Origin of the sequence: Aequitasia blattaphilus (genome assembly GCF_024721305.1) — a bacterium.
GTDB classification, from domain to species: domain Bacteria; phylum Bacillota; class Clostridia; order Lachnospirales; family Lachnospiraceae; genus Aequitasia; species Aequitasia blattaphila.
Genome location: NZ_JAMXOD010000001.1, coordinates 94,447 through 116,758 on the forward strand (window position 1 = coordinate 94,447; position 22,312 = coordinate 116,758).

The 22,312-nt window shown below is 39.5% G+C and carries 23 protein-coding genes and 2 pseudogenes; 20 read left to right on the forward strand and 5 right to left on the reverse strand.

The window, feature by feature from the left end:
• The first annotated feature begins 57 nt into the window (after positions 1-57).
• The gene (gene pfkA, locus NHH15_RS00440) at positions 58-1,035 is read left to right on the forward strand and encodes a 6-phosphofructokinase (protein WP_262064669.1); all 978 of its coding nucleotides are present in this window, start codon (positions 58-60) and stop codon (positions 1,033-1,035) included.
• Positions 1,036-1,037: 2 nt separating this feature from the next.
• The gene (locus NHH15_RS00445; RefSeq protein ID WP_262064670.1) at positions 1,038-1,466 is read left to right on the forward strand and encodes a YwiB family protein; all 429 of its coding nucleotides are present in this window, start codon (positions 1,038-1,040) and stop codon (positions 1,464-1,466) included.
• Between the two features lie 38 nt (positions 1,467-1,504).
• Here NHH15_RS00445 and NHH15_RS00450 read toward each other — a convergent pair whose 3' ends face one another.
• Entirely contained in the window at positions 1,505-1,942 is a 438-nt protein-coding gene (locus NHH15_RS00450; RefSeq protein ID WP_262064671.1) for a hypothetical protein, read from the reverse strand.
• A 180-nt stretch (positions 1,943-2,122) separates the two neighbouring features.
• On the opposite strand from NHH15_RS00450, the gene tig reads away from it, so the two are divergent.
• The 6 genes from tig (at position 2,123) to dnaB (ending at position 9,082) form a co-directional block, all read left to right on the forward strand.
• Positions 2,123-3,181 (forward strand): trigger factor, encoded by a 1,059-nt coding sequence (gene tig, locus NHH15_RS00455; RefSeq protein ID WP_262064672.1) that lies wholly within the window; start codon positions 2,123-2,125, stop codon positions 3,179-3,181.
• On the forward strand, positions 3,182-4,102 hold the full coding sequence (locus NHH15_RS00460) for a nucleotidyltransferase family protein (protein ID WP_262064673.1): 921 nt from the start codon (positions 3,182-3,184) through the stop codon (positions 4,100-4,102).
• Between the two features lie 19 nt (positions 4,103-4,121).
• Positions 4,122-5,147 (forward strand): UDP-glucose 4-epimerase GalE, encoded by a 1,026-nt coding sequence (gene galE, locus NHH15_RS00465; RefSeq protein ID WP_262064674.1) that lies wholly within the window; start codon positions 4,122-4,124, stop codon positions 5,145-5,147.
• Between the two features lie 72 nt (positions 5,148-5,219).
• Positions 5,220-7,265, forward strand: coding sequence for a DHH family phosphoesterase (locus NHH15_RS00470; protein ID WP_262064675.1), 2,046 nt, complete (start codon positions 5,220-5,222; stop codon positions 7,263-7,265).
• 16 nt (positions 7,266-7,281) lie between these two features.
• Entirely contained in the window at positions 7,282-7,731 is a 450-nt protein-coding gene (gene rplI, locus NHH15_RS00475; RefSeq protein ID WP_262064676.1) for a 50S ribosomal protein L9, read from the forward strand.
• Positions 7,732-7,744: 13 nt separating this feature from the next.
• On the forward strand, positions 7,745-9,082 hold the full coding sequence (gene dnaB, locus NHH15_RS00480; RefSeq protein WP_262064677.1) for a replicative DNA helicase: 1,338 nt from the start codon (positions 7,745-7,747) through the stop codon (positions 9,080-9,082).
• 52 nt (positions 9,083-9,134) lie between these two features.
• Here dnaB and NHH15_RS00485 read toward each other — a convergent pair whose 3' ends face one another.
• Positions 9,135-9,305: a DUF362 domain-containing protein gene (locus NHH15_RS00485; RefSeq protein ID WP_262064678.1), complete on the reverse strand. Its 171-nt coding sequence runs from the start codon at positions 9,303-9,305 to the stop codon at positions 9,135-9,137.
• Between the two features lie 126 nt (positions 9,306-9,431).
• On the opposite strand from NHH15_RS00485, the gene NHH15_RS00490 reads away from it, so the two are divergent.
• Positions 9,432-10,463 (forward strand): substrate-binding domain-containing protein, encoded by a 1,032-nt coding sequence (locus NHH15_RS00490; RefSeq protein WP_262064679.1) that lies wholly within the window; start codon positions 9,432-9,434, stop codon positions 10,461-10,463.
• Between the two features lie 20 nt (positions 10,464-10,483).
• Here NHH15_RS00490 and NHH15_RS00495 read toward each other — a convergent pair whose 3' ends face one another.
• From NHH15_RS00495 to NHH15_RS00505, 3 genes are read right to left on the reverse strand one after another with little or no spacing between them, the layout of a single operon-like run.
• Positions 10,484-11,908: a sensor histidine kinase gene (locus tag NHH15_RS00495; RefSeq protein ID WP_262064680.1), complete on the reverse strand. Its 1,425-nt coding sequence runs from the start codon at positions 11,906-11,908 to the stop codon at positions 10,484-10,486.
• 11 nt (positions 11,909-11,919) lie between these two features.
• Positions 11,920-12,621 (reverse strand): response regulator transcription factor, encoded by a 702-nt coding sequence (locus tag NHH15_RS00500; RefSeq protein ID WP_262064681.1) that lies wholly within the window; start codon positions 12,619-12,621, stop codon positions 11,920-11,922.
• Between the two features lie 11 nt (positions 12,622-12,632).
• Positions 12,633-15,008: an endonuclease MutS2 gene (locus NHH15_RS00505; protein ID WP_262064682.1), complete on the reverse strand. Its 2,376-nt coding sequence runs from the start codon at positions 15,006-15,008 to the stop codon at positions 12,633-12,635.
• Between the two features lie 86 nt (positions 15,009-15,094).
• Between NHH15_RS00505 and NHH15_RS00510 the strand changes: the two genes are divergently transcribed.
• The 11 genes and pseudogenes from NHH15_RS00510 to NHH15_RS00555 all read left to right on the forward strand — a co-directional run bounded on the left by NHH15_RS00510 (position 15,095) and on the right by NHH15_RS00555 (position 22,302).
• Positions 15,095-16,345 (forward strand): S1C family serine protease, encoded by a 1,251-nt coding sequence (locus tag NHH15_RS00510; RefSeq protein WP_262064683.1) that lies wholly within the window; start codon positions 15,095-15,097, stop codon positions 16,343-16,345.
• Positions 16,346-16,363: 18 nt separating this feature from the next.
• Positions 16,364-17,305 carry a 3'-5' exoribonuclease YhaM family protein gene (locus tag NHH15_RS00515; protein WP_262064684.1) on the forward strand — a complete coding sequence of 314 codons (942 nt, stop codon included), beginning with the start codon at positions 16,364-16,366 and terminating at the stop codon, positions 17,303-17,305.
• A 1-nt stretch (position 17,306) separates the two neighbouring features.
• Positions 17,307-18,677, forward strand: a complete 1,371-nt coding sequence (gene rlmD, locus NHH15_RS00520; RefSeq protein ID WP_262064685.1) for a 23S rRNA (uracil(1939)-C(5))-methyltransferase RlmD — start codon at positions 17,307-17,309, stop codon at positions 18,675-18,677.
• 253 nt (positions 18,678-18,930) lie between these two features.
• Positions 18,931-19,857, forward strand: coding sequence for a DUF4268 domain-containing protein (locus NHH15_RS00525; RefSeq protein WP_262064686.1), 927 nt, complete (start codon positions 18,931-18,933; stop codon positions 19,855-19,857).
• A 155-nt stretch (positions 19,858-20,012) separates the two neighbouring features.
• Entirely contained in the window at positions 20,013-20,324 is a 312-nt protein-coding gene (locus NHH15_RS00530) for a hypothetical protein (protein WP_262064687.1), read from the forward strand.
• 378 nt (positions 20,325-20,702) lie between these two features.
• Positions 20,703-20,882 (forward strand): annotated as a pseudogene (locus NHH15_RS15725) (DNA polymerase family A protein); the annotation flags it as partial.
• A gap of 55 nt (positions 20,883-20,937) precedes the next feature.
• Positions 20,938-21,171, forward strand: coding sequence for an SHOCT domain-containing protein (locus NHH15_RS00540; protein ID WP_262064853.1), 234 nt, complete (start codon positions 20,938-20,940; stop codon positions 21,169-21,171).
• A gap of 60 nt (positions 21,172-21,231) precedes the next feature.
• Positions 21,232-21,456, forward strand: a complete 225-nt coding sequence (locus NHH15_RS15925) for a recombinase family protein (protein ID WP_330639087.1) — start codon at positions 21,232-21,234, stop codon at positions 21,454-21,456.
• Positions 21,419-21,682: a recombinase family protein gene (locus NHH15_RS15930; protein ID WP_330639088.1), complete on the forward strand. Its 264-nt coding sequence runs from the start codon at positions 21,419-21,421 to the stop codon at positions 21,680-21,682. Before NHH15_RS15925 ends, NHH15_RS15930 begins: the two co-directional genes overlap by 38 nt.
• 10 nt (positions 21,683-21,692) lie before the next feature.
• Positions 21,693-21,962 (forward strand): annotated as a pseudogene (locus NHH15_RS00550) (recombinase family protein); the annotation flags it as partial.
• Between the two features lie 112 nt (positions 21,963-22,074).
• Positions 22,075-22,302, forward strand: a complete 228-nt coding sequence (locus NHH15_RS00555; protein WP_262064688.1) for a helix-turn-helix domain-containing protein — start codon at positions 22,075-22,077, stop codon at positions 22,300-22,302.
• Positions 22,303-22,312 lie beyond the last annotated feature (10 nt).

Here is a 22,312-nt window from a genome sequence, read left to right on the forward strand (position 1 = left end):
GATTTAGAGTAGAATAGTAACTTGTAATAATGGTACAAGAGATATGGAGGGAGAACAATGGCGAAAAAAAAGGTTCGAACAATAGGAGTTTTGACAAGCGGTGGTGATGCACCGGGAATGAATGCGGCAATACGTGCTGTAGTAAGAACGGCTCTTGGACAAGGAATTAGAGTCAGAGGAATAAGAAGAGGCTATCAAGGCCTATTAGATGAAGAGATTATAGATTTATCTGCCAGAGATGTGTCTGACACCATTCAAAGAGGTGGAACAATTCTCCAGACAGCAAGATGTGAAGAGATGCGTACACCGGAAGGACAGCAAAAGGCAGCAGCAATTTGTAAGAAGTATGGAATCGACGGTTTGGTTGTAATCGGAGGAGACGGTTCTTTTGCCGGAGCACAGAAATTATCTAATTTAGGAGTGAACACGGTAGGCGTACCAGGAACCATTGACCTTGATATTGCATGTACAGATTATACCATTGGTTTCGATACAGCGGTAAATACAGCGATGGAAGCAATTGATAAGGTAAGAGATACCTCAACATCACATCAGAGATGCTCTGTTATTGAAGTTATGGGTAGAGATGCCGGATATATTGCGTTGTGGTGTGGAATTGCAAATGGTGCAGAGAAAATTTTGATGCCAGAAGAGCATAATTATGATGAAGAGAAAATTATTGCCGATATCCTGGAAAGTAAGGAAAGAGGAAAGAAAAACTACATCATCATCAACGCTGAAGGCGTTGGTGACTCAATTAATATGGCACAGAGAATTGAAGAAGCAACTGGCACAGAGACGAGAGCGACAATTCTGGGTCATATGCAAAGAGGAGGAAGCCCCTCTTGTAAAGACCGGGTGTATGCTTCTATCATGGGGTCTTTAGCAGCGAAACTGCTCATTGAAGGAAAGACAAACCGTGTCATTGGTTATCAGCATGGAGAATACCAGGATTTTGATATTAACGAAGCGCTGTCATTGAAGAAAGAAATTCCAGAATACCAGTATGAAATAGCACAGGAGTTAGCGATATAATTATGAATAAAGATGTCTTACTTAGCATCTCAGGGCTTCATTTTGACGAATTAGATTCGGCAAATGAAGCAATCGAGGTCATTACTCCCGCCCAGTATTTCTTTAAAAATAATAAGCATTACATTATTTATGAAGAATTGGTGGAGGGAAGCAAAGAAACGATACGCAATAAGATCAAAATTGAAGAAAAGAAGGTTGAAATCATCAAAGGTGGTTTGATGAATACTCGTATTGTTTTTGAGAAAGACCGGATGAACATGAGCCATTACAATACTCCTTATGGTGATATTTCGATTGGAACAATGACCAAGCAGATGAATTATGAGGAAACAGAGGATTGTATAAATGTTCAGATTTTGTATTCCCTGGATGTAAATGATGAGTGGGCAGCAGATTGTAACGTGTGGATTCGAATAAAGAGTGTAAAATAAAAAAAGCTGATGAAAATTTTCATCAGCTTTTTGAATGGTTATTTTCGAAATCTGGAGAAGAAACCCTTCTTTTTTGCTGGGGCATCTAAACCACCTCTTAATCCGCGAACATTTGTAATATAGATTCCGCTGACTGTAGCCTTTACTTCTTTTTTTACAGGAATCAAAGGATAAATTTCGGCGTCGACCATAAGTGTCATAATCTTAGGGCCAATTTTTGCTTTTACTACCGGAACTTTTGAACGGCGTAAATATTTTGGAGAGCTTTCTACAACAACCGCAGGGAAGCCGGCGTCCTTTAGTCTCATTTTACCCTTATCGATGATAAGCATGGAGACGGTTTGCGCAACCTCATCCATTTGGGCTTTTTGTTCTTCTTGTTTCTTCTGTGCTCGTTTTCCTAAAAAGTACAATACAATCGTTGCGATAATCAGTACCGCTAGGATGATGAGTAATATTATTGATAATTTGCTCACGATAATCCTCCTACTAAATCTCAATTCTGCAACTCATTGTAGCATTTCTCGAAGAGAGTTGCAAGGTAAATAATTACGTCAGAAAATTGAAAATACTGTGAAAAAGGTTTATTCTTGGAGGCAGATATGCTATAACATAATAGTATGTGCAGACGCATAAAAAAAGTGTAGAGGTGAAATATGAAAAAAAGAGTAATTGCAGTAATTGCAACTGCGACCTTATTAATAGGAGCAGTGACAGGATGTCAGAAGAATTCATCAATTAATACAGATGAGCTAGAATTAGCAGGATATAAAGGAATTGAAGTTGCCCAGGTAGAGAAACCAGAGAAGGTTACAGATGAAGATGTTGAAAACCAAATCAACTCTACATTGGAAGCAAAAGCAACCAAGGAAGAAATTGAAGACAGAGCTGTAGAGAAGGGTGATGTTGCCAACATTGATTTTTCGGGAAAGGTTGATGGAGAAGTTTTTGATGGCGGTACAGCAGAGGGCTATGACTTGGAGATTGGTTCCGGAAACTTTATCGAGGGATTTGAAGACAGCATAATTGGTCACAATATAGGAGATGAATTCGATTGGAATGGAAAATTCCCAGATGATTATCAAAGTACAGATTTGGCTGGCAAAGATGTTGTCTTTACAATCAAGGTAAACAAAATCTCGGAAAAGAAAGTGCCGGAGCTTACAGATGATTTAGTAAAAGAGCTTACAACAGATGAAAAGTCAAAGACTGTAAAAGAGTACAAGGAAGAAGTGAAAGAGCAGCTAACCACGCAAAGACAGCAGACTTATGACAGTACCTTATACGGTGAAGTGTGGACAGCAGTATCAGATAAAGCAACAATTAAGAAGTATCCGGAAGATCGTATCAAAGAGCTTTTAGACGAAACAATTGCGCAACACAAAGAAAGCGCTGAGCAATACGGTATGGAATTTAAAGATTATATAGCACAATACCAGGTTGAAACAGAAGAAGAGTTTGAGGCGGCAGTAGAAGAGAGCATCAAAAAGTCTTTAAAGGATGAAATCATTGCTGCAGGTATTGCAAAGAAAGAAAAATTAGAACCAAGTGATAAGGAATATGAAAAAATTTACGAAGAGCTTGCAGAATCAATTGGTTATGATGTGAAAACAATGAAGGAAGCATACGAGGAAGATGTCATTAAAAATGCGGCATTAAAGCTTCATGTAACAAAATGGTTGGCAGACAATTGTGTGCAGGTAAAGGGCGAGTAGATGAAAAAACCAATTTTACTGATTATGGCAGCTGGCATGGGAAGCAGATATGGTGGACTAAAACAGATTGATCCTGTGGATTCGGCAGGACATATTATTATGGACTATTCCATCTATGATGCAAAAAGAGCCGGATTTGAAGACGTTGTTTTTATCATTAAAAGAGAAAATGAAGAGAGTTTTAAAGAAGCAATAGGGAATCGGATATCAAAACATATGAAGGTTCATTATTGTTACCAAGAGGTTTCACAAGTGCCATCGGAGTTTGAAGTGCCAAAAGACAGAGTGAAACCTTGGGGAACAGCCCATGCGGTCTTGGCATGTAAAGAAGTTGTAGAAGGACCATTTGTAGTCATCAATGCAGATGATTTTTATGGAAGAGAAGCATTTCAGCTGGTCTATGATTTTCTGATGAAGACAGAAGAGGATGAGGTCTATCGTTATGCCATGGTTGGATATGAGCTCAGAAATACAGTGACGGATAACGGTTCTGTATCCAGAGGGGTATGTGAATTGAGCCCTGAGAAAGAACTTCTATCAATTACGGAGCGTACTCGTATCGAAAAAAGAAATGGTGAGATTGCTTATACCTTAGACGAAGGAGAGACCTACCATGTACTTCCAGAGGATACTTTGGTTTCTATGAATATGTGGGGATTTAGTAAGAGTTTGATGGAGGAAATCGAAAGAGGATTCAGAGATTTTTTGAAGGAAACTTTACAATCCAATCCTTTAAAGGGAGAATACTATTTACCGGGAGTGGTAAGCCGGTTAATGGAAGAAAAAAGAGCATCTGTCAAGGTTTTAAAGACCGCAGATAAGTGGTATGGTATTACATATAAAGAAGATAAGAAGGAAGTAGAAGAAGGCTTAAGTAATATGAGAAGTCAAGGAATCTATGAGGCTAATCTATTAGAATAAAAGAAATGGAGGGAATACAATGGCAACAATACTGATAACGGGTGGTGCAGGATACATTGGCAGCCATACGGCATTGGAACTTTTGAATCAAGGTTATGACGTGGTCGTTTTTGACAACCTCTATAATTCATCGGAGGAAGCAATCAGACGAGTTGAGGAGCTGACAGGCAAAAAGATTAAATTCTATAAAGGGGATGTGCTGAACCGAGAAGATTTGGATGAGCTATTCCAAAAGGAAAAGATTGATGCAGTTATTCATTGTGCTGCGTTAAAAGCAGTAGGAGAGTCTGTACAAAAGCCAATGCTTTATTACCACAATAACATTACTGGAACATTAACTCTGATGGAAGCTATGAACCAGGCAAAAGTAAAACGTATTGTTTTCAGCTCTTCCGCAACGGTGTATGGAAATCCACAGAAAATGCCAATCACAGAAGATACACCAAAGGGAGATTGTACCAATCCTTATGGTTGGACGAAGTCTATGATGGAGCAAATCATGACAGATGTGCAAAAAGCAGATTCTGAATGGGACGTAGTTTTACTTCGTTATTTTAATCCTGTAGGTGCTCACGAGAGTGGCAGGATTGGGGAAGATCCAAAAGGCATCCCAAACAACTTGATGCCATACATTTCCCAAGTGGCTGTTGGTAAGCTGGAAAAGCTTGGAGTCTTTGGAAATGATTATAATACGCCAGACGGAACCGGTGTCCGTGATTACATTCACGTGGTAGATTTGGCAATTGGGCACTTAAATGCCATCGAAAAGATATTAGAGAATCCAGGACTTAAGGTTTACAATCTGGGTACTGGGGTAGGCTATTCTGTATTGGATATGATTAAGGCTTTTGAAAAGGCAAGTGGTAAAAAGATTCCTTATGAAATAAAACCAAGAAGAGAAGGAGATATTGCAACCTGTTATGCGGATCCGGCTCTTGCAAAGGAAGAATTAGGCTGGACAGCCAAAAGAGATTTGGAGCAAATGTGCGCAGATACATGGAGATGGCAGTCTGAAAACCCGAATGGATACGAAGACAGAGGATAACCTCTGTCTTTTCTTTTTTTCCTAATGGTGCTATAATTAACCCTGTATCGTGTGAAAAAAGGGAGAGGACCTATGGAAGAGAAGAAAAAAGCCAAGGTAAGACTCAAAGGCCAACTAAGGCTGTACATGCAGTGGCCTGGTATTATGGCCGTATTATTGGTTGCAATTAATATATGGATTTATTATACAAATAAGCGGGCAGGAAGATTTCTCTTTGTGTTTGTATTAGTGTACGTCATTATGGTGATTATCTTGTATTTATCCAGTAAGGCTATGATAATGAGAGATTTTATTGAGTTTGCTGCTCAATATGGAATTGTACAAAATACATTACTTAAGGAATTGGGAGTGCCTTACGGTATTTTTTTAGCAGATGGAAAACCGGTATGGATGAATGATCAATTTAAAGAAGTCATTGGGGGCAAGTTTAAAGCTTCTTCGCCAATCAGCAAATTTATGCCTGAGATAAATGTTCATGTTTTCCCAGAGGATTCCAATGATTTTGTGGAAATTGATGTACCTTACATGGATCGTTTGTTTCATGCAGAAATCCGTAAAGTTTCGGTAGAGGGATTTAGTGAAACAGAGCAGCTTATGGAGCTTCCAAAAGCATCGGAATACTTTATTGCAATTCATCTCCACGACATTACACAACAAGAAAAATATGCGAGAGAAAATGATGAATTAAGATTGGTATCAGGCTTGATTTATATTGATAATTATGATGAGCTTTTAACCAGCGTAGAAGAAGTGCGACAGTCTCTTTTAATTGCACTTGTTGATCGAAAAATCAGTCAGTACATCTCGAAAGTAGATGGAATTGTAAAAAAGATAGAAGTAGACAAGTATTTTATCGTCCTGAAAAAAGGGAGATTTAAGGAATTAGAAGAAGATGAATTTTCTCTTTTAGAGGAGGTAAAGGCAATCAATGTAGGAAATCAAATTCCTGCAACCTTGAGCATTGGTCTTGGTGTGAGTGTGGATACCTATACCCAAAGCTATGATTATTCTCGTGTTGCAATTGATCTCGCTCTTGCCAGAGGCGGGGATCAGGCAATCATAAAGAGTAGTAAGGAGATTACTTATTTTGGAGGAAAAAGAGAGCAGACAGCGAAAAACACCAGGGTAAAGGCACGTGTAAAAGCAGAAGCTCTTAGAGAATTTATTACGGTCAAGGACTCTATTTTTATTATGGGTCATAAGATGGGAGATGTAGATTCATTTGGCGCAGCGATTGGATTGTATCGTGCTGTTGCTGAATCACAAAAGCATTCCCATATTGTAATTGATGAAATCAGTGCATCTCTTCGGCCTATGTATGAAGCTTTTGCAAATGATTACGACTATCCAGAGGATATGTTTTTGACCCCTCAGGAAGCCATTGATATGGCGAATTCTGATTCCATGGTAATTGTTGTGGACACCAATCGTCCTCAGATGACAGAATGCCCGGAATTATTAAAAAAGACTAAAACCATTGTGGTATTGGATCACCATAGACAGAGTACGGATAATATTGATAACGCCTTGCTTTCTTATATTGAGTCCTACGCTTCATCTACCTGTGAGATGGTATCAGAGGTGCTTCAATATATTGTAGATGATATTAAATTACCGAATAAGGAGGCAAGTGCTCTTTATGCAGGAATCATGATTGATACCAATAACTTTACAAATAAAACCGGTGTTCGAACCTTTGAAGCAGCAGCCTTTTTAAGAAGAAACGGGGCAGATATTACTTTTGTGCGGAAAATGTTTCGTGATGATATAGAATCCTTCCGGGCGAAGGCAGAGATTATCAGCAGTGCAGAGGTTTATAAAGGGATGTATGCAATTGCATCGGGAAAAGCATTAGAGATTGAAAGCCCAACGATTATTGGTGCACAGGCGGCAAATGAGCTCTTAGATATCAATCAGATTAAAGCTTCGTTTGTACTGACGGAATACAATGATATGATTTACATTAGTGCAAGATCGATTGATGAAGTGAATGTACAGGTGATTATGGAGCATTTAAATGGAGGCGGCCATATGAATGTGGCAGGTGCCCAACTGGAAAACACAAGTGTAGAGAATGCAATTTTTCTGTTGAAACAGGAAATTGACAAGGTAATATAGAGAGGATGGCAGACAGATGAAAGTAATATTACTAGAAGATGTAAAAACATTAGGGAAAAAAGACGAAATTGTTGAGGTTAATGATGGATATGCCCGCAATTTTCTTTTGAAAAACAAAAAAGGCATTGAAGCAACAGGTAAGAACTTAAATGATTTAAAACTTAAAAAAGCGAATGCGGATAAGCTCCAACAGGAAAGATTGGATGAGGCAAAAGAATTGGCAGCAAAAATTGCTGAGGGAAGCATTTCTCTTACCATTAAAATTGGGGAGGGAGGAAGAAGCTTTGGAAGTATCTCCTCAAAGGAAATTGCAGAAGCCGTAAAGTCTCAGATGAATTTAGAAGTGGACAAGAAGAAGGTTCTTCTAAAGGACCCAATAAAAACACTGGGAAAACACGAAGTAGAAATTAAAGTACATCCTCAAGTAGTTGCTACATTAGTAGTTCAGGTTATGGAAGAGGCTTAGGAGGAAAAGAAATATGGATGAAGCCCTGATAAAGCGGGTTTTACCTCACAGTATTGAAGCAGAGCAATCGGTAATTGGTGCTATGCTTATGGATCGGGAAGCGATTGTTGTGGCAGAAAGTATGATTACCCAAGATGATTTCTACCATAAGGCTTATGGTATTGTTTTTGATGCTATGGTAGAGCTTTACCGGGAAGCAAAGCCTGTAGACTTGATTACACTTCAGGATCGTCTGCGGGAAAAGGATATTCCCGAGGAGGTAGCAAGTCTTGAATACGTAAGGGACTTGCTGACAACGGTTCCGACTTCCGCGAACATAAAATACTATGCAGATATCGTTGCGGAGAAGTCAATGCTTAGAAGGCTGATTCGATTGAACGAAAGTATTGCAAATACTTGTTATGTGGGAAAAGAGCCATTAGAGGTAATTCTAGAAGAAACAGAAAAGTCGATGTTTGCTCTCTTGCAAAAGAGGAATAACGTTGAATCAACGCCAATTAAGCAGGTGGCGTTAAATGCATTAGAACGAATTGAGATGGCATCAAAAAACAAGGGATCTGTTACGGGGATTCCTACGGGATTTATGGATTTGGATTATAAGCTTTCCGGACTCCAAAATTCAGATTTGATTCTGATTGCAGCGCGGCCCTCAATGGGAAAAACAGCTTTTGTATTGAATATTGCCCAACACGTTGCCTTTAAGCAGAACCTGGGAGTGGCAGTCTTCAGTCTGGAAATGTCAAAGGAGCAGTTGGTAAACCGATTGTTCTCTTTGGAGTCACAAGTGGATTCCCAGTCGATTCGTACAGGGAATCTTAAGGATTCGGATTGGGATAAGTTGATTGAAAGTGTAGGTGTTATTGGGAAATCTAAATTGATTATTGATGATACGCCCAGTATTTCCGTTACAGAACTTCGATCGAAATGTAGAAAATTTAAATTGGAAAATGATTTATCCCTTATTATCATTGACTACTTGCAATTGATGTCAGGAAGCGTTGGGAAGAGAACGGAATCCAGGCAACAAGAAATTTCAGATATTTCAAGAGGCTTAAAGCAGGTGGCGAGAGAATTGAATGTTCCAGTTATTGCACTTTCACAGCTGTCTCGTGCTGTGGAGTCTAGAACAGATAAAAGACCGATGCTCTCGGACTTGAGAGAGTCAGGAGCGATTGAACAGGATGCCGATGTGGCAATGTTTATTTATAGGGATGAGTATTACAATAAAGATTCAGATGCAATAGGTACAGCTGAAATTATAATTGCGAAACAGAGAAATGGTCCGATTGGTACTGTGGAGCTGGCATGGATTGCGGATTATACCAAGTTTGGAAATCTAGTTAGAGAGTAAAGCTTTAGAATAAAAAGGAAGTCCGAATTGGACTTCTCTTTTTAAGCACTTATTATCCTTGAGAAATTGCTTCTGTTGGACATTGAGCAGCACAGGCACCACAATCGATGCAAGAATCTGCATCAATAACGAATTGAGCATCTCCCTGAGAAATTGCACCTACTGGACATTCGCTTTCACAAGCGCCACAGCTAACACATTCTTCACTAATTACATAAGCCATAGTTGTTACCTCCTTATAAGAATTCTAAATAACCATTATGGTTATACATATAATAATACAAAGCATTAGTCTTTACAAGGAAAATAATGGATTAAATCAAGTACATTGAAGAGATAGGAGACTTAAATGATAAAGAGAATCAGTAGGGTTCTTTGCATAGTCCTAATCGTTGGATTAACTGCCGGATGTGCAAAAGAAGAACCGAAACAATCAGAAAATGAAACAGTTGAAGCAGAGGATAAAGAGACGGCTCAAAGAAAGGCTTTAAATCAGATTAATCCTTCTGCCTATGGAAATACTTATGGAGTTGATTTAGAACCGGGAAGCTACATATCTATCATCGGCAGAGCATCTGGGGGAGGATATTGGGAGGAAATAAAAAAGGGTGCAGAAAAGGCAGTTCAAGAGATTAATGAGAATCTGGGATATGAAGGAAGCGATAAGGTAAAGCTGGTTTATAGTGGTCCAGGAAAAAAGGGAGATGTGGAAGAGCAAATCAATATATTAGATGAAGAACTGGCAAGATATCCAAGTGCCATAGCCATATCTCTATCCGATTGTGTTGCATTTGAAGTTCAGTTTGATTTGGCAATGGAAAATGATATTCCAATCGTAACCTTTGATTCAGGCAGTGACTATAAAGGTGTCATGGCAAATATTGGAACGGATAATGTACTTGCTGCCAAAGAGTGTGGGAAGGAAATGGGGGAGCATCTGGAGGAAGAAGATAAAGTATTGATTTTAGTAGAGGATGAGAAGAACCGCTCGGAAATCATAAGAAAAGAAAGCTTTATTCAAGAGATGCAGGAAAGTTACCCTGGAATTGATACAGAGTCTGTTGTAGAAATGAGTACCATAGAGGATTTCAGTGAGTTTTTGAGCCAGGAAGAAAATATAGCGGGAATCTTTACAACCAACGATGGAAATCTATCTAAAATTCTTACCTTCTATGAGGAAAATGAGGAGATTGACAGACCTTTGATTTATGGCTTCTCAGATGGTGTGCAAGACACAACTAAGGCAGATGGTTTAATCATCCAAAATCCTTATGGAATGGGGTATGCCACTGTCGTTGCATCGGCCAGAGCTATTTTGGAAATGGGAAATGAAGCGGTTATTGATACCGGATATACAATGATCACAAAAGAGAGCAAATAAAAAAGTCAGGAAGAAGTATGTTATATGCTTCTTCCTGACTTTTTCTTTGGTAGAGTAAATTTAAATTCTGTGCCCACACCTTCGGTGCTGACAACATGAATATTTTCCCCGTGAGCGCCTAAGATATCTTTCACAATGGATAAACCAAGGCCGGTGCCTTTACGGTCCTTTCCCCGGGAAAGATCTGCTTTATAAAAGCGATCCCAAATCTTGCTGAGTTCATTACTGGAAATCCCACAACCATCATCTTTAACAGAGACAGAAATTTTTTCGGATATATCCGTCGTTTCAATGGTGACGATGGTGTTTGGCTCACTGAATTTTAGAGCGTTGTCAATTAAATTGTATAATACTTGTTGAATCTTGGATTTGTCTGCATAGACAGATAAATGTTTTGTGGCAAGAATCAGGTCGATAGAGAGCTGCTTTTCTTTACAGATTCCTTCCAAGGAAGAGACAACATTTTTGATGACTTCATGTATATCAAAGGTCTCACGCTCTAAAGGCATTTGGCCTTTGTCATAGGCATTTAAAGTGAGCAAATCTTTCGTAAGATCTGTAAGACGCTCAGTTTCGTTTAAAATGATTTTCAAGTACTTTTCCTGCATCTCAGGGGGAATGGTGCCATCTACAATGGCCTCGACATATCCCTTAATAGAAGTGAGAGGAGAACGGAAATCATGGGAAACATTTGCCACAAATGAACGCTGATAATTTTCCATATCCCGAAGTTGGGCAGACATATAATTTAAAGATGCGGAAAGATAACCGATTTCATCTTCTTTATTCACTGGGATCACGTAATCTAAATTTCCGGAAGCATATTGTTTTGCGGCCTCTGTGATTTTTCGAAGGGGACGATAGACTAAGAAGTTATATCCCACTAAAACAAGAAAAGAGAAAACGTATGTAATTAAAACAAAGCCATAAACGTAAAACATTAGGCGAGAGTGGAAATCATAAATAGATTGGGTGCTTTTATGAATGAGAAGGTAGCCTCCCGGACTTAATCCATGAATGACAGGAGACAAAACGGTTAGAACTTCCTGGTTAAAGTAATCATGGTAGCTTCCAACAAGATAACGATGTCCTCCCATTTCAGCAGGGTTAAAGTTTTCTACCTTTGAAGGAGGAAACTGATAGCGATCCGAATAGGCGGACGCAATCATTTCTCCGTCTCTGGCAACAAACCATACGGATGCATCTAATTGCTTTTCCACACCTTTTAGGACGGTGCTGACTTGTCGCTCATCTATTTTGTCGGTGTAGTAATCTACCAGATAATCAGAGGCAATCATACTGGCTTCTTTGTACATTGTACTGGTAATCTCTTCAAATAAGAGGTTATCCAATGCATTTGTGGAAAGAGAAGCAACGACAAAGAAGCTTAGAAAACCATATATAATATAAATGATATAAAATTTCAAATGTAATGTACTTCGCATAGGTATCCTCTTTATGAAACTTCAAATTTGTATCCAATGCCCCATACTGTGCCGAGCTTCCATTCTTTGTGATCTTTTATTTTTTCCCGCAGACGCTTGATATGTACATCTACGGTTCTGGTATCGCCAATGTAATCATAGCCCCAGATTTGATCAAGAAGCTGTTCTCTGGTAAATACTTGGTTTGGAGAAGCAGCCAGAAAATAGAGAAGCTCCATCTCTTTGGGGGGCATATCGACATGGGAACCATCTACAATAACAGAATAATTTACCAGATTAATTTCCAGGCCAGGGTAAGATACGTATTTTTGGTTGGCTTTTGGTTTTGTGTCTTGCCCTTGATTCTGGAATCGACGCAAAACGGCTTTTACTCTTGCAACAAGTTCCTTTGTGTCAAAGGGCTTAATGAGGTAATCATCAGCACCAAGCTCCAGACCTAAAACTTTGTCAAATACCTCTCCCTTAGCAGAGAGCATAATGATAGGAACCGAAGAAGAAGTTCGGATTTCCCGGCAGACTTGATAGCCATCAATCCCTGGAAGCATAAGATCTAAAAGAATTAAATCTGGATTGTATAAATCAAAGACATTGATTGCATCTTCACCGCTGTGAACCATTTTTGTATCATAACATTCCTTTGTCAAATACAGGGAAATTAGTTCAGCGATATTTTCATCGTCATCGACAATTAAAATTTTTGTTTTTTCTACCATTGGTATACTCCTTATTTAAATTCTACGATTGTAACACCGCTGTCTCCTTCACCGAATTCACCGAGGCGGAAGGATTTTATATAATTCTGTCTTTTTAGATATTCATGTACGCCTTTGCGAAGAGCGCCAGTTCCTTTTCCGTGGACAACACGAACAGAAGGAAGGTGGGCAAGATAAGCATCATCCAAGTATTTATCCAAGGAAGAAATTGCCTCATCTACTGTTTTACCCAGAAGATTTATTTCCGGCCGAATCTGGAAAGATTTTCCCATTTTCATCTTCTGATTTCCCTTTTGTTCCCGGCTTTTCTTTAAATACAAAGGTTCTTCATCAATGATTTCCAAGTCTCCAATAGGAAATTTGGATTTGATGATACCCATTTGAACTTGTACAAGACCTTTACGATCGGGAGGAGCAATAACGTGTCCTTTTACATTCAGACTTAAGACTTTAACGCTTTCTCCTAGCTTGAATTCCTCGGGCTTATGAGCCTTAGCTGGTTTGCTTTGAAGAGAGGCATTTTTGTCTTGAAGGCCGGACATTTTCTTTCGAAGACGTTCCCGTTCTCTTTCAACGTCTGCCATAGTTACAGGTGCAGAGCCCATCTTCCGAAGGGTCTTTACGATTTCATCGGCTTCGGCCTTTGCACTGCTTAGTATTTCTCGTGCTTCTTCTGTGGCCTCCCGGATTTTTCGCTCCTTTTCCTGACGCAGTTTTTCTTTTTCTTTTTCCACACTGTTTTTCAAACTGGAAATTTCATTTTTATACCGTTTGATTTCTTCCCGGTCTTGTTCTAATTCTTTTCTGGAAGCATCTAAATCTGTAAGAAGATCTTCGAAGGATTCATCTTGTGAGGAAAGCTGTTCTCTGGCTTTTTCAATAATGTTATCAGAAAGTCCAAGCTTACTGGCAATTGCAAAGGCATTACTCTTTCCGGGAATGCCAATCAGTAGGCGGTAGGTAGGCCGTAGAGTCTCAACATCAAACTCACAGCTGGCATTTTCAATACCTGGAGTAGACATTGCGTACACTTTAAGCTCACTATAATGTGTTGTAGCTACGCAGCGCACTTGCTTTTGAAAGAGATGGTCTAAAATTGAAATTGCAAGAGCAGCACCTTCCGTAGGGTCTGTTCCAGCACCGAGTTCATCAAAAAGAACTAAGGAATCTCTATTGGCTTCATCTAAAAAAGATACGATATTTGTCATATGGGAAGAGAAGGTACTGAGGCTTTGCTCAATGCTTTGCTCATCTCCAATATCAGCAAACACATTTTTAAAAATACAGAGCTTTGAACGATCCAGAGCTGGAATATGTAATCCGGATTGTCCCATTAAAGTAAATAAACCGATGGTTTTGAGCGAAACTGTCTTACCTCCGGTATTAGGACCTGTAATAATTAAAAGATTAAAGTCTTCTCCTAAAGTAACCGTAATAGGAACGACTGTCTTCTGATCCAGAAGTGGATGACGGCCGCTTCGTATATGAATAATGCCCTGAGTATTAAAGAGTGGTTTTGAGGCGTTTTCTTCTAAAGAAAGAGAGCCTTTTGCAAAAATAAAATCAAGCTCACAAAGCACATGATAGTTTCTTCGGATTTCTGGGACATACTCGCCAGTGCTTGCACTTAAGGTGGCAAGAATTACTTGAATTTCATCATTTTCCTTTGCGTACAATTCTTTCAGCTCATTGTTTAAGTTTACAATGGTCATAGGCTCAATAAAAAGAGTAGAGCCGGTAGAGGATTGGTCATGAACCATCCCGGGCACTTGGTTTTTATACTCTGCTTTCACAGGGATACAGTAACGATCACCTCGCATGGTTATAATAGGATCCTGTAGATAAGTACGATACCTTCCGTTTACCAGTTGGGTTAAAGTGGAGTGTATTTTATCATTGAGCCGCTGCATCGCAATACGAATATGTTTGAGTGTAGGACTGGCCTCATCACTGATTTCATCTTCAGAAAGAATGCATCTTGCAATCTCAGTAGAAAGAGGAGTAAGAGGCATGAGCTGATCAAAAAGTTCATTTAGTAAATCCTGCGTGTCATCATTTTGTTCCTGGCGGCCATAGGATTTTACTTGTCCGGTTATGCGGAGAAGCTTTTGTATATTTAGTAGTTCACCGCTGCCAAGGGTTCCTCCGATTTCCAGACGTTTCAAGGAGCCATCCACGGGAATAAGACCGTAAAAGGAAGGGTTTCCTTTTTTAACCAGACGAGTAAAGGCACAAGAGGTTTCTTCTTGGGCACGGTTGATTTGCTCTAAGCTGGTCATGGGTTTTAAGTTTTCGCAAAGGCGTTTTCCTCCTACAGAGGAGGCATGGTTTTTCAGTTGTTCAATTATTTTTGGATATTCTAGTTTTATTAAAGTTTTTTCATTCATATTTTTCACCTAGACATATTCTACCTTATTGAACATTTAATAGCAATCAGTTATACTGTAAAAAGGGCAATAAAGGAGATATACATATGGATGAGGAAAAGCGCCCAAGTGGGGAAGAACATTCTTTTTTCAAGGAAACGATTAAGGATGAGAAGGTAGATAATAAAAAAATTTTAAAGGCATGTATGAAGTTTGCTGGTAAAGCGCTGATATTTGGTCTTCTCGCAAGCATAGCTTTTGGTGTGTCAAAACCTTGGTTTGACCCTTCGTCCAACAATCAGCAGATTACGATTGAGGATCAGGAACAAGAAGAGAATGAAAAGGAAGAGGAGCAGGTAGAAGAAGATTTAACCCCACAGGAACAGGGAGAAAAAAACTACCAGGAAATGAATCGCGCAAGAAATACAGTAGCGAACACAGTATTTAAAAGTGTTGTAGAAATAGAAGGTATTTTAGATGACGAGCAATGGAAGTCCAGTTCTTTTGAAAAGACAAATGTGGTTTCCGGCTTGATTTTAGCAGAGACAGGAAAAGAAGTGCTCATCTATGGCAGAACCAATATTGCCAAAGGCGCGACAAGCTTTAAGGTTACCTTTAATGATAATAAAACCTATGTGGCTTCTTTGCGAAATAAGGAAGAGGTTCTGGGCTTTGGAGTCTACTCTGTGGACAAAGAAAGTATGGATGAAACGACGATTAATCAAATCACGATTCCTCAGCTCGGCAATTTGGCAGGTGTGGGAAGAGGAGATAATATTATTGTTCTGGGGCATCCATTTGGGTATAGTAATGGTCTTGGCTTTGGAAATGTATCTTCAATCAAAAAGGTGGTTTCTAAGTATGATGGAGAATTTCATGTTATTGCAACAGATGTTCCGGCAGCAGAAAATGGGACAGGTTTTATTGCAAATATGGAGGGAGAAATCATTGGTATGGTTGACCAGCAGCTATCAGAATCGCCAAGCATGAGTCTCATAACTGGCTATGGCATTTCGGATTTAAAAGTGCGCATTGAAAAGCTGTTAAATAATATCTCGATTCCATATGTCGGAGTACTGGGAATCGACGTTACAGAAGAGATTGAAGAAAAAGGTATTCCAAAAGGAATTTATGTAAAGAATGTGGCTGGAGATTCACCGGCGATGAATGCAGGAATTCAACCGGGAGATGTCATTACTGAAGTTGCAGGAAACCCTGTGGCAACAGTGAGTGGATACGGTGCAGAAATCATGAAAATAGAACCAGGAAAAGCAGTGAAAATAGAAGGACTTCGCAAGGGAGCGGGAGAGGAATATGTAGATGTGACTTTTACCGTAGAAGTAGGGACAAAACAATAAATCAGAAAGAGGAAAGATATGAAATATATTAATGAATTGCGGGATGGAGATAATGTGAGAGGAGTCTATCTGTGTAAGGGTAAAAGAGTGGCTCAGACAAGAAATGGAAAGCCTTATGATAATCTCCTGATTCAAGATAAAAGTGGAACCATTGATGGGAAAATCTGGGATCCAAATTCTGGAGGAATTGCAGATTATGACGAAAAGGATTTTGTTGAAATTGTAGGAGAGGTAATTAGTTATAACAATAATCTGCAGTTAAATATTAGACAACTGAGAGTTGCAAAAGAGGGAGAATATAATCCGGGAGATTATATGCCAACGACAGAGAAAAGTGTGGACGAAATGTACGATGAGCTTTTAAGCTTCATAAATCGTATAGAGAATACATACCTAAAGAAGGCACTATCCTTTTATTTCGTAGAGGATGCAGCTTTTATTCAGTGCTTTAAAAACCATTCTGCGGCAAAGACCGTTCATCATGGGTTTGCTGGAGGACTTTTAGAGCATACTCTAAGTGTTGTAAAGTTCTGTGAATATATGATTGGAGCCTATCCGATTTTAAATGCAGACTTGCTTTATGCAGCTGCGCTCTTTCATGATATCGGAAAAATAAGAGAGCTTTCTGCATTTCCAGATAATGATTATACAGATGCGGGTCAACTTTTAGGCCATATTGTGATAGGTGTGGAGATGATAGATGAAAGTATTCGTCATATAGAAGGATTTCCTGTTGTTTTGGCAAATGAGTTAAAGCATTGTGTCGTGGCTCACCACGGAGAGCTGGAGTATGGTTCGCCAAAGAAGCCGGCTCTTGCAGAGGCTTTAGCTTTAAACTTTGCAGATTGTACAGATGCGAAGATGCAGACGATGACAGAGCTTTTAAAGGATCGAGAAGATACAGGTTGGATTGGATATAACCGTCTCTTTGAATCAAATATAAGAAAGACAAGCGAATAGAATGAAAAAGAATGATGTTGTAAAAGTGACAATTGAAGATATAGGAATTAATGGAGAAGGGATAGGGAAGATACAGAACTATCCCCTCTTTGTTAAAGGCGGGATTCCAGGAGATGAAATTCTGGCTCGTATTACGAAAACGAAGAAAACATATGGGTATGGCCGAGTAGAAGAAATATTACATCCATCACCGGATCGAATTGAGCCTCCTTGTCCCATTGCGGAACCCTGTGGAGGCTGTCAGCTTCAAGCATTGTCTTATGAGAAGCAGCTGACGTTTAAAGAAAAAACCGTAAAAGGAAATCTGGAAAGGATTGGGAAAGTTCCTTCCCCATTGCTGGAGAAAGTGATGAACCCAATTGTTGGAATGGAAGAGCCATTTCGCTATCGCAACAAAGCGGCGTATCCTATTGGACGAAATCGAGATGGAAGAATAGTGGCAGGGTTTTATGCTGGAAGAACTCATCAGATTATTCCTGTAGATGATTGTCTCCTAGGAAAGAAAGAAAATAAAACCATATTAAACAAAATAATTTCTCATATGGAAAAACATCAGATTGAACCTTATGATGAGGTAGGACACAGGGGACTTATTCGTCATGTTTTGATTCGGTATGGAGAAAAAACGGGAGAGTGGATGGTTTCTATTGTCATTAATGGAAATACAATTCCCAAGAAAGAGGAGCTAATAGAGGCACTTGTGGGGATTCAGGGAATGACGAGTATTTCCTTGTCTGTTAATAAAAAGAACACGAATGTTATCATGGGAAATGAGATTATCACAATCTGGGGGCAAGAGTATATTACAGATAAAATTGGCGATTTGAGCTTTCAGATTTCCCCCCTTGCTTTTTACCAAGTCAACCAAAAACAAACAGAGAAGTTGTATAATCTGGCTCTTACCTATGCAGACCTGAAAGGAAAAGAAAAGGTTTGGGATCTTTATTGTGGAATCGGCACAATTTCTTTGTTTCTGGCTCAAAAAGCAGAGATGGTATACGGCGTGGAAGTTGTTCCAGAGGCAATTGAAAATGCAAAAGAAAATGCAAAAATAAATGGACTTGCAAATGCCCGGTTTTATGTGGGAAAGGCAGAAGAAGTTCTGCCGGCACATATAAAGGAGCATGGAAGAGCCGAGGTAATTGTTGTAGACCCTCCAAGAAAGGGTTGTGCAGAATCGCTTTTAGAGACTATGGTAAATATGGAACCAGAGAGAATTGTGTACGTAAGTTGTGACAGTGCCACTTTAGCAAGGGATGTGAAGTATCTAAGAGAGAATGGATATGAGTTGAGGGAAGTGACACCTGTGGATCAGTTTGGGATGACGGTGCATGTTGAGTGCGTTTGCTTAATGACGAGAAAAGAGACGTAAAAGTACCGAAAAAGCCGATAAAATGGGCGTTTCTCGGAAGTTGGAGCAAGATGTGAATGACTGGAGAATTTGAAAAAGAGGGTGAGATTTCAATGATGCCTTGATGGGATTTTGAAACCTGCCCTATGACTTATTATTCGTTTTTGGCTTGGTGAGTGTGCAGACGATTATTGAAAGCAATCGAAGAGACTGAAAAGATAGATGAATGGCTGATGTATGGAATTGATGTCAAATGAGCAAGGAGAAAATTCAAATGATGAATTTAGGAAAATTGAAAGAAATAAAGGATTTGAGGAAAGTGTGGCCACATGAAGCATTGGATTTCACACCGTGGCTTGCTGAAGAAGAAAACCTTGCTTTGTTAACGGATGCAGTAGGTTTGGAGATTACTGTAGATGAAACCGAGTCAAGTGTCGGCGATTTTAATGTAGATATTTATGCGACTGAAACCGGGACGGATAGAAAAATCATTATTGAAAATCAGCTGGAGGACACCAACCACGATCATCTTGGCAAACTGATTACATATGCATCAGGCAAATCAGCGGATATTGTAATTTGGGTGGTAAAGCGCGCTCGTGAAGAACACAGGGCGGCAATTGAGTGGCTCAATAACCACACTGATGAGAACATAGCATTCTTCCTTTTGGAAATAAAGCTGTATCAAATTGGTAATTCGGACATTGCGGTAAAGTTTGAGGTGGTCGAGAAGCCCAATGACTGGACGAAAGAAATTAAACGACAGGCAAGCAGTTCTCCCACGCTGCAGGCAAGATATGATTATTGGGTTGCCTTTAACGAATATGCTTTCAATAATGCGGCGTTTGCTAAGGCTTTTAACAGAAGAAAAGCCAGCACTGACCATTGGATGACATTGAGTGTTGGATCTTCTGCCTGCCATATCGGTTTACTGCAAGTCAGGAAAGATAACAATATTACCGTAGAATGGTACATTACTGACGATAAAGAGCTTTATCAGAAATTTTATTCCCACAAGGCGGACATTGAATCAGATATGGGAATGATGCTAGATTGGAGAGAATTGCCGGATAAGAAGGCAAGCAGGATTCTGGTAATTCATGATGCAGATTTTGATAATAAGGATAAATGGTCGGAGCAGTTCGATTGGGCGATGGATGTTGCGATGAAGATGAAGAAAGCGTTTAAGAAGTATTTGTAATCCAAAGTACAGAACTTAGAAGAGAATAGTATATGGAAAAGATAAGTACTGATATCGTGAAAGAATATTTGCAAAAGGGTGGGAGTGCTGTTTTAGATATTGCAAGAGAAGTTTATGAAGACAGAGCCGATTAAGCATTTTCAGAAGCAATCGAAATGGGAATAACAAATACGATTGCGGCTCTCTATGATGTGGGTGTAAATGATGAAGAGATTGCACGGGTTCTTAACAAATTTTGGGGTATCAGCAGCAGGGAAGTGGACGAGAGGATACTGTTTGAAATGCATAATGCTGCGAAAAGAGAATTAAGGCACTATTTAAAAATGCAGGGATATTCGGATGTGGATATCCAACATTTTATGATTTCTACTAAAGCAGATGCCAAGATCAGTCATGATAAAGACTTATGGAAATTGAGCAAAACACCTGAGAAACTTTTCAAGGCTGTGAAAAAGGAATCCAAGTAAGGATTTTAGATGTATCACGATGTTCCAGCAGGTGCAAATGCACCGGCTACCATTAAATAATGTTACCTGTGTGAATTTGTTGATAAGTGGGTTAAATTTGCATTGTATAGCTTTTAGAACAGCAATAGATGAAACAGTTGTGTGATTGATACAAAGAACAAAGCCTGGATGTGGCTTGGATAAGGGTTTCTGTAAATGACCGAATGTAGCGGTCATATTTTTTGCCCGGAAGTACGAAAATGGCTGAACCCAGAGTAACGAGATATGGCGGATTTAGCATACGCTTTTACCGATTGCTGTGGGGTATCGTTATTATGGTTAATGGTTGTAACGATAGAAAAAGCCCCGATGAATATGGAATTCATCAAGGCTCATTCCATGCGTACCTTATCCCACTGCTTTATATGCGGTCATGTTCATGATGAACTGATTATTGAGTGCAGCATGGGAGTTTCCCTTGATGCCGTGTGTGAGCAGATGGGCAGAACTCCGACTTGGATTTCAGGACTTCTGCTCCGAGTGGACGGGTTCGAATGCAGCTTCTATAAAAAAGATTAGGAAAACGTCAGATTACACCTCCTGCCAAGGCTATAAGGTAGGAGGTGCTTTTCAAATGAATGATGAGAATAAAACAATAACGGAAATTATAGAGCCGGGCAGTTCCCCTGCTCTTATGAAATCACGCATGACGGAGGAACAATTGTGTAGTGATTATAAATATTGTATGGCACAGAAAATTATAAAAGAAATGCTCGATAAAGGTCTGATTTCTGTGGATGAATTCAACAAAATCAGCGAGAGAAACCGCAAAACTTTCTCCCCATATTTAGCGGAGATTATGCCCTAAATGACTTGATATATATCGATTAGTACGGGAATATGTCCATACCGAAAGCGAGGTGAGTTGATGAAAAGGATAATAAAAATTGAAGAAAATAAAACCATATCGGTTAAGAAGAAAACCCGTGTGGCTGCCTATTGCAGAGTATCTACAGCAAGTGATGAACAGCTTATCAGTCTTGATACGCAGAAGGCACATTATGAGGATTACATCAAGTCTAATTGCGAGTGGGAGTACGCAGGGGTATTTTACGATGAAGGTATCACAGGCACGAAAAAAGGAGTGCCGTGACGGTCTGAATTCCCTGATAGATTCTTGCGAAAAAGGTTTTGTTGATTTGGTCATCACAAAGTCCATCAGTCGATTCAGCAGAAATACTACAGATTGTCTGGAGTTGGTGAGAAAGCTGATTAGCCTGAATGTTACCGTGATTTTTGAAAAGGAGAACATTAATACGGACAGCATGGAAAGCGAGTTAATGCTTTCTATCTTAAGTAGTCTTGCGGAGAGTGAATAGGTGTCCATTTCTGAAAAAGAGCATAACAGTTATCCCGGCACGAAAGCGTGTCGGCAACACAGTAAACAAAGAAGTAAAGCCGAAGCTCAGGGTTGCAGCGTACTGCCGTGTCAGTACAGACAGCGATGAGCAGGCTACCAGTTATGAGGCACAGGTGGAGCATTACAACAACTTCATACAGAAAAATGAGGAGTGGGAGTTTGCCGGAATATTCGCTGACGACGGCATATCAGGCACCAACACCAAAAAACGTGAAGAGTTCAATCGAATGATTGCTGAGCAGAAATGCAGGGTGTTTTCCGTTTGTAAATTTTCAATGAACTATCATATAAATATCTTGTATTTATCAACCAAATGGTTTATAGTGTAATGCATATTAGTGGAGGTGTATCATGACAACATCGGATATGATCAGAACGCTGTGTGAGAAGCAGAATATCAGTCTTGCGGAGTTGTGTAGGCGTATTGACCAGACACCGCAAAATTTCAATAAAAAACTAAAAAGAGGTACAGTTTCCTTTGAGGAAATGATGGCAATTGCAAAAGCACTGGGAGTTGAATATGAGCAACGATTCATTTTAAGCGATGGTGAAAGCATATCTAGTGGAAATAAGACATGACAATGGAGGA

Excerpts from the sequence above, each read along its gene's own strand:
- pfkA (WP_262064669.1), top strand. The coding sequence starts at position 58 with ATGGCGAAAAAAAAGGTTCGAACAATAGGAGTTTTGACAAGCGGTGGT.
- NHH15_RS00445 (WP_262064670.1), top strand. The coding sequence starts at position 1,038 with ATGAATAAAGATGTCTTACTTAGCATCTCAGGGCTTCATTTTGACGAA.
- tig (WP_262064672.1), top strand. The coding sequence starts at position 2,123 with ATGAAAAAAAGAGTAATTGCAGTAATTGCAACTGCGACCTTATTAATA.
- NHH15_RS00460 (WP_262064673.1), top strand. The coding sequence starts at position 3,182 with ATGAAAAAACCAATTTTACTGATTATGGCAGCTGGCATGGGAAGCAGA.
- galE (WP_262064674.1), top strand. The coding sequence starts at position 4,122 with ATGGCAACAATACTGATAACGGGTGGTGCAGGATACATTGGCAGCCAT.
- NHH15_RS00470 (WP_262064675.1), top strand. The coding sequence starts at position 5,220 with ATGGAAGAGAAGAAAAAAGCCAAGGTAAGACTCAAAGGCCAACTAAGG.
- rplI (WP_262064676.1), top strand. The coding sequence starts at position 7,282 with ATGAAAGTAATATTACTAGAAGATGTAAAAACATTAGGGAAAAAAGAC.
- dnaB (WP_262064677.1), top strand. The coding sequence starts at position 7,745 with ATGGATGAAGCCCTGATAAAGCGGGTTTTACCTCACAGTATTGAAGCA.
- NHH15_RS00485 (WP_262064678.1), bottom strand. The coding sequence starts at position 9,305 with ATGGCTTATGTAATTAGTGAAGAATGTGTTAGCTGTGGCGCTTGTGAA.
- NHH15_RS00490 (WP_262064679.1), top strand. The coding sequence starts at position 9,432 with ATGATAAAGAGAATCAGTAGGGTTCTTTGCATAGTCCTAATCGTTGGA.
- NHH15_RS00495 (WP_262064680.1), bottom strand. The coding sequence starts at position 11,908 with ATGCGAAGTACATTACATTTGAAATTTTATATCATTTATATTATATAT.
- NHH15_RS00500 (WP_262064681.1), bottom strand. The coding sequence starts at position 12,621 with ATGGTAGAAAAAACAAAAATTTTAATTGTCGATGACGATGAAAATATC.
- NHH15_RS00505 (WP_262064682.1), bottom strand. The coding sequence starts at position 15,008 with ATGAATGAAAAAACTTTAATAAAACTAGAATATCCAAAAATAATTGAA.
- NHH15_RS00510 (WP_262064683.1), top strand. The coding sequence starts at position 15,095 with ATGGATGAGGAAAAGCGCCCAAGTGGGGAAGAACATTCTTTTTTCAAG.
- NHH15_RS00515 (WP_262064684.1), top strand. The coding sequence starts at position 16,364 with ATGAAATATATTAATGAATTGCGGGATGGAGATAATGTGAGAGGAGTC.
- rlmD (WP_262064685.1), top strand. The coding sequence starts at position 17,307 with ATGAAAAAGAATGATGTTGTAAAAGTGACAATTGAAGATATAGGAATT.
- NHH15_RS00525 (WP_262064686.1), top strand. The coding sequence starts at position 18,931 with ATGATGAATTTAGGAAAATTGAAAGAAATAAAGGATTTGAGGAAAGTG.
- NHH15_RS00530 (WP_262064687.1), top strand. The coding sequence starts at position 20,013 with ATGGGAATAACAAATACGATTGCGGCTCTCTATGATGTGGGTGTAAAT.
- NHH15_RS00540 (WP_262064853.1), top strand. The coding sequence starts at position 20,938 with ATGAATGATGAGAATAAAACAATAACGGAAATTATAGAGCCGGGCAGT.
- NHH15_RS15925 (WP_330639087.1), top strand. The coding sequence starts at position 21,232 with ATGAAAAGGATAATAAAAATTGAAGAAAATAAAACCATATCGGTTAAG.
- NHH15_RS15930 (WP_330639088.1), top strand. The coding sequence starts at position 21,419 with ATGAAGGTATCACAGGCACGAAAAAAGGAGTGCCGTGACGGTCTGAAT.
- NHH15_RS00555 (WP_262064688.1), top strand. The coding sequence starts at position 22,075 with ATGACAACATCGGATATGATCAGAACGCTGTGTGAGAAGCAGAATATC.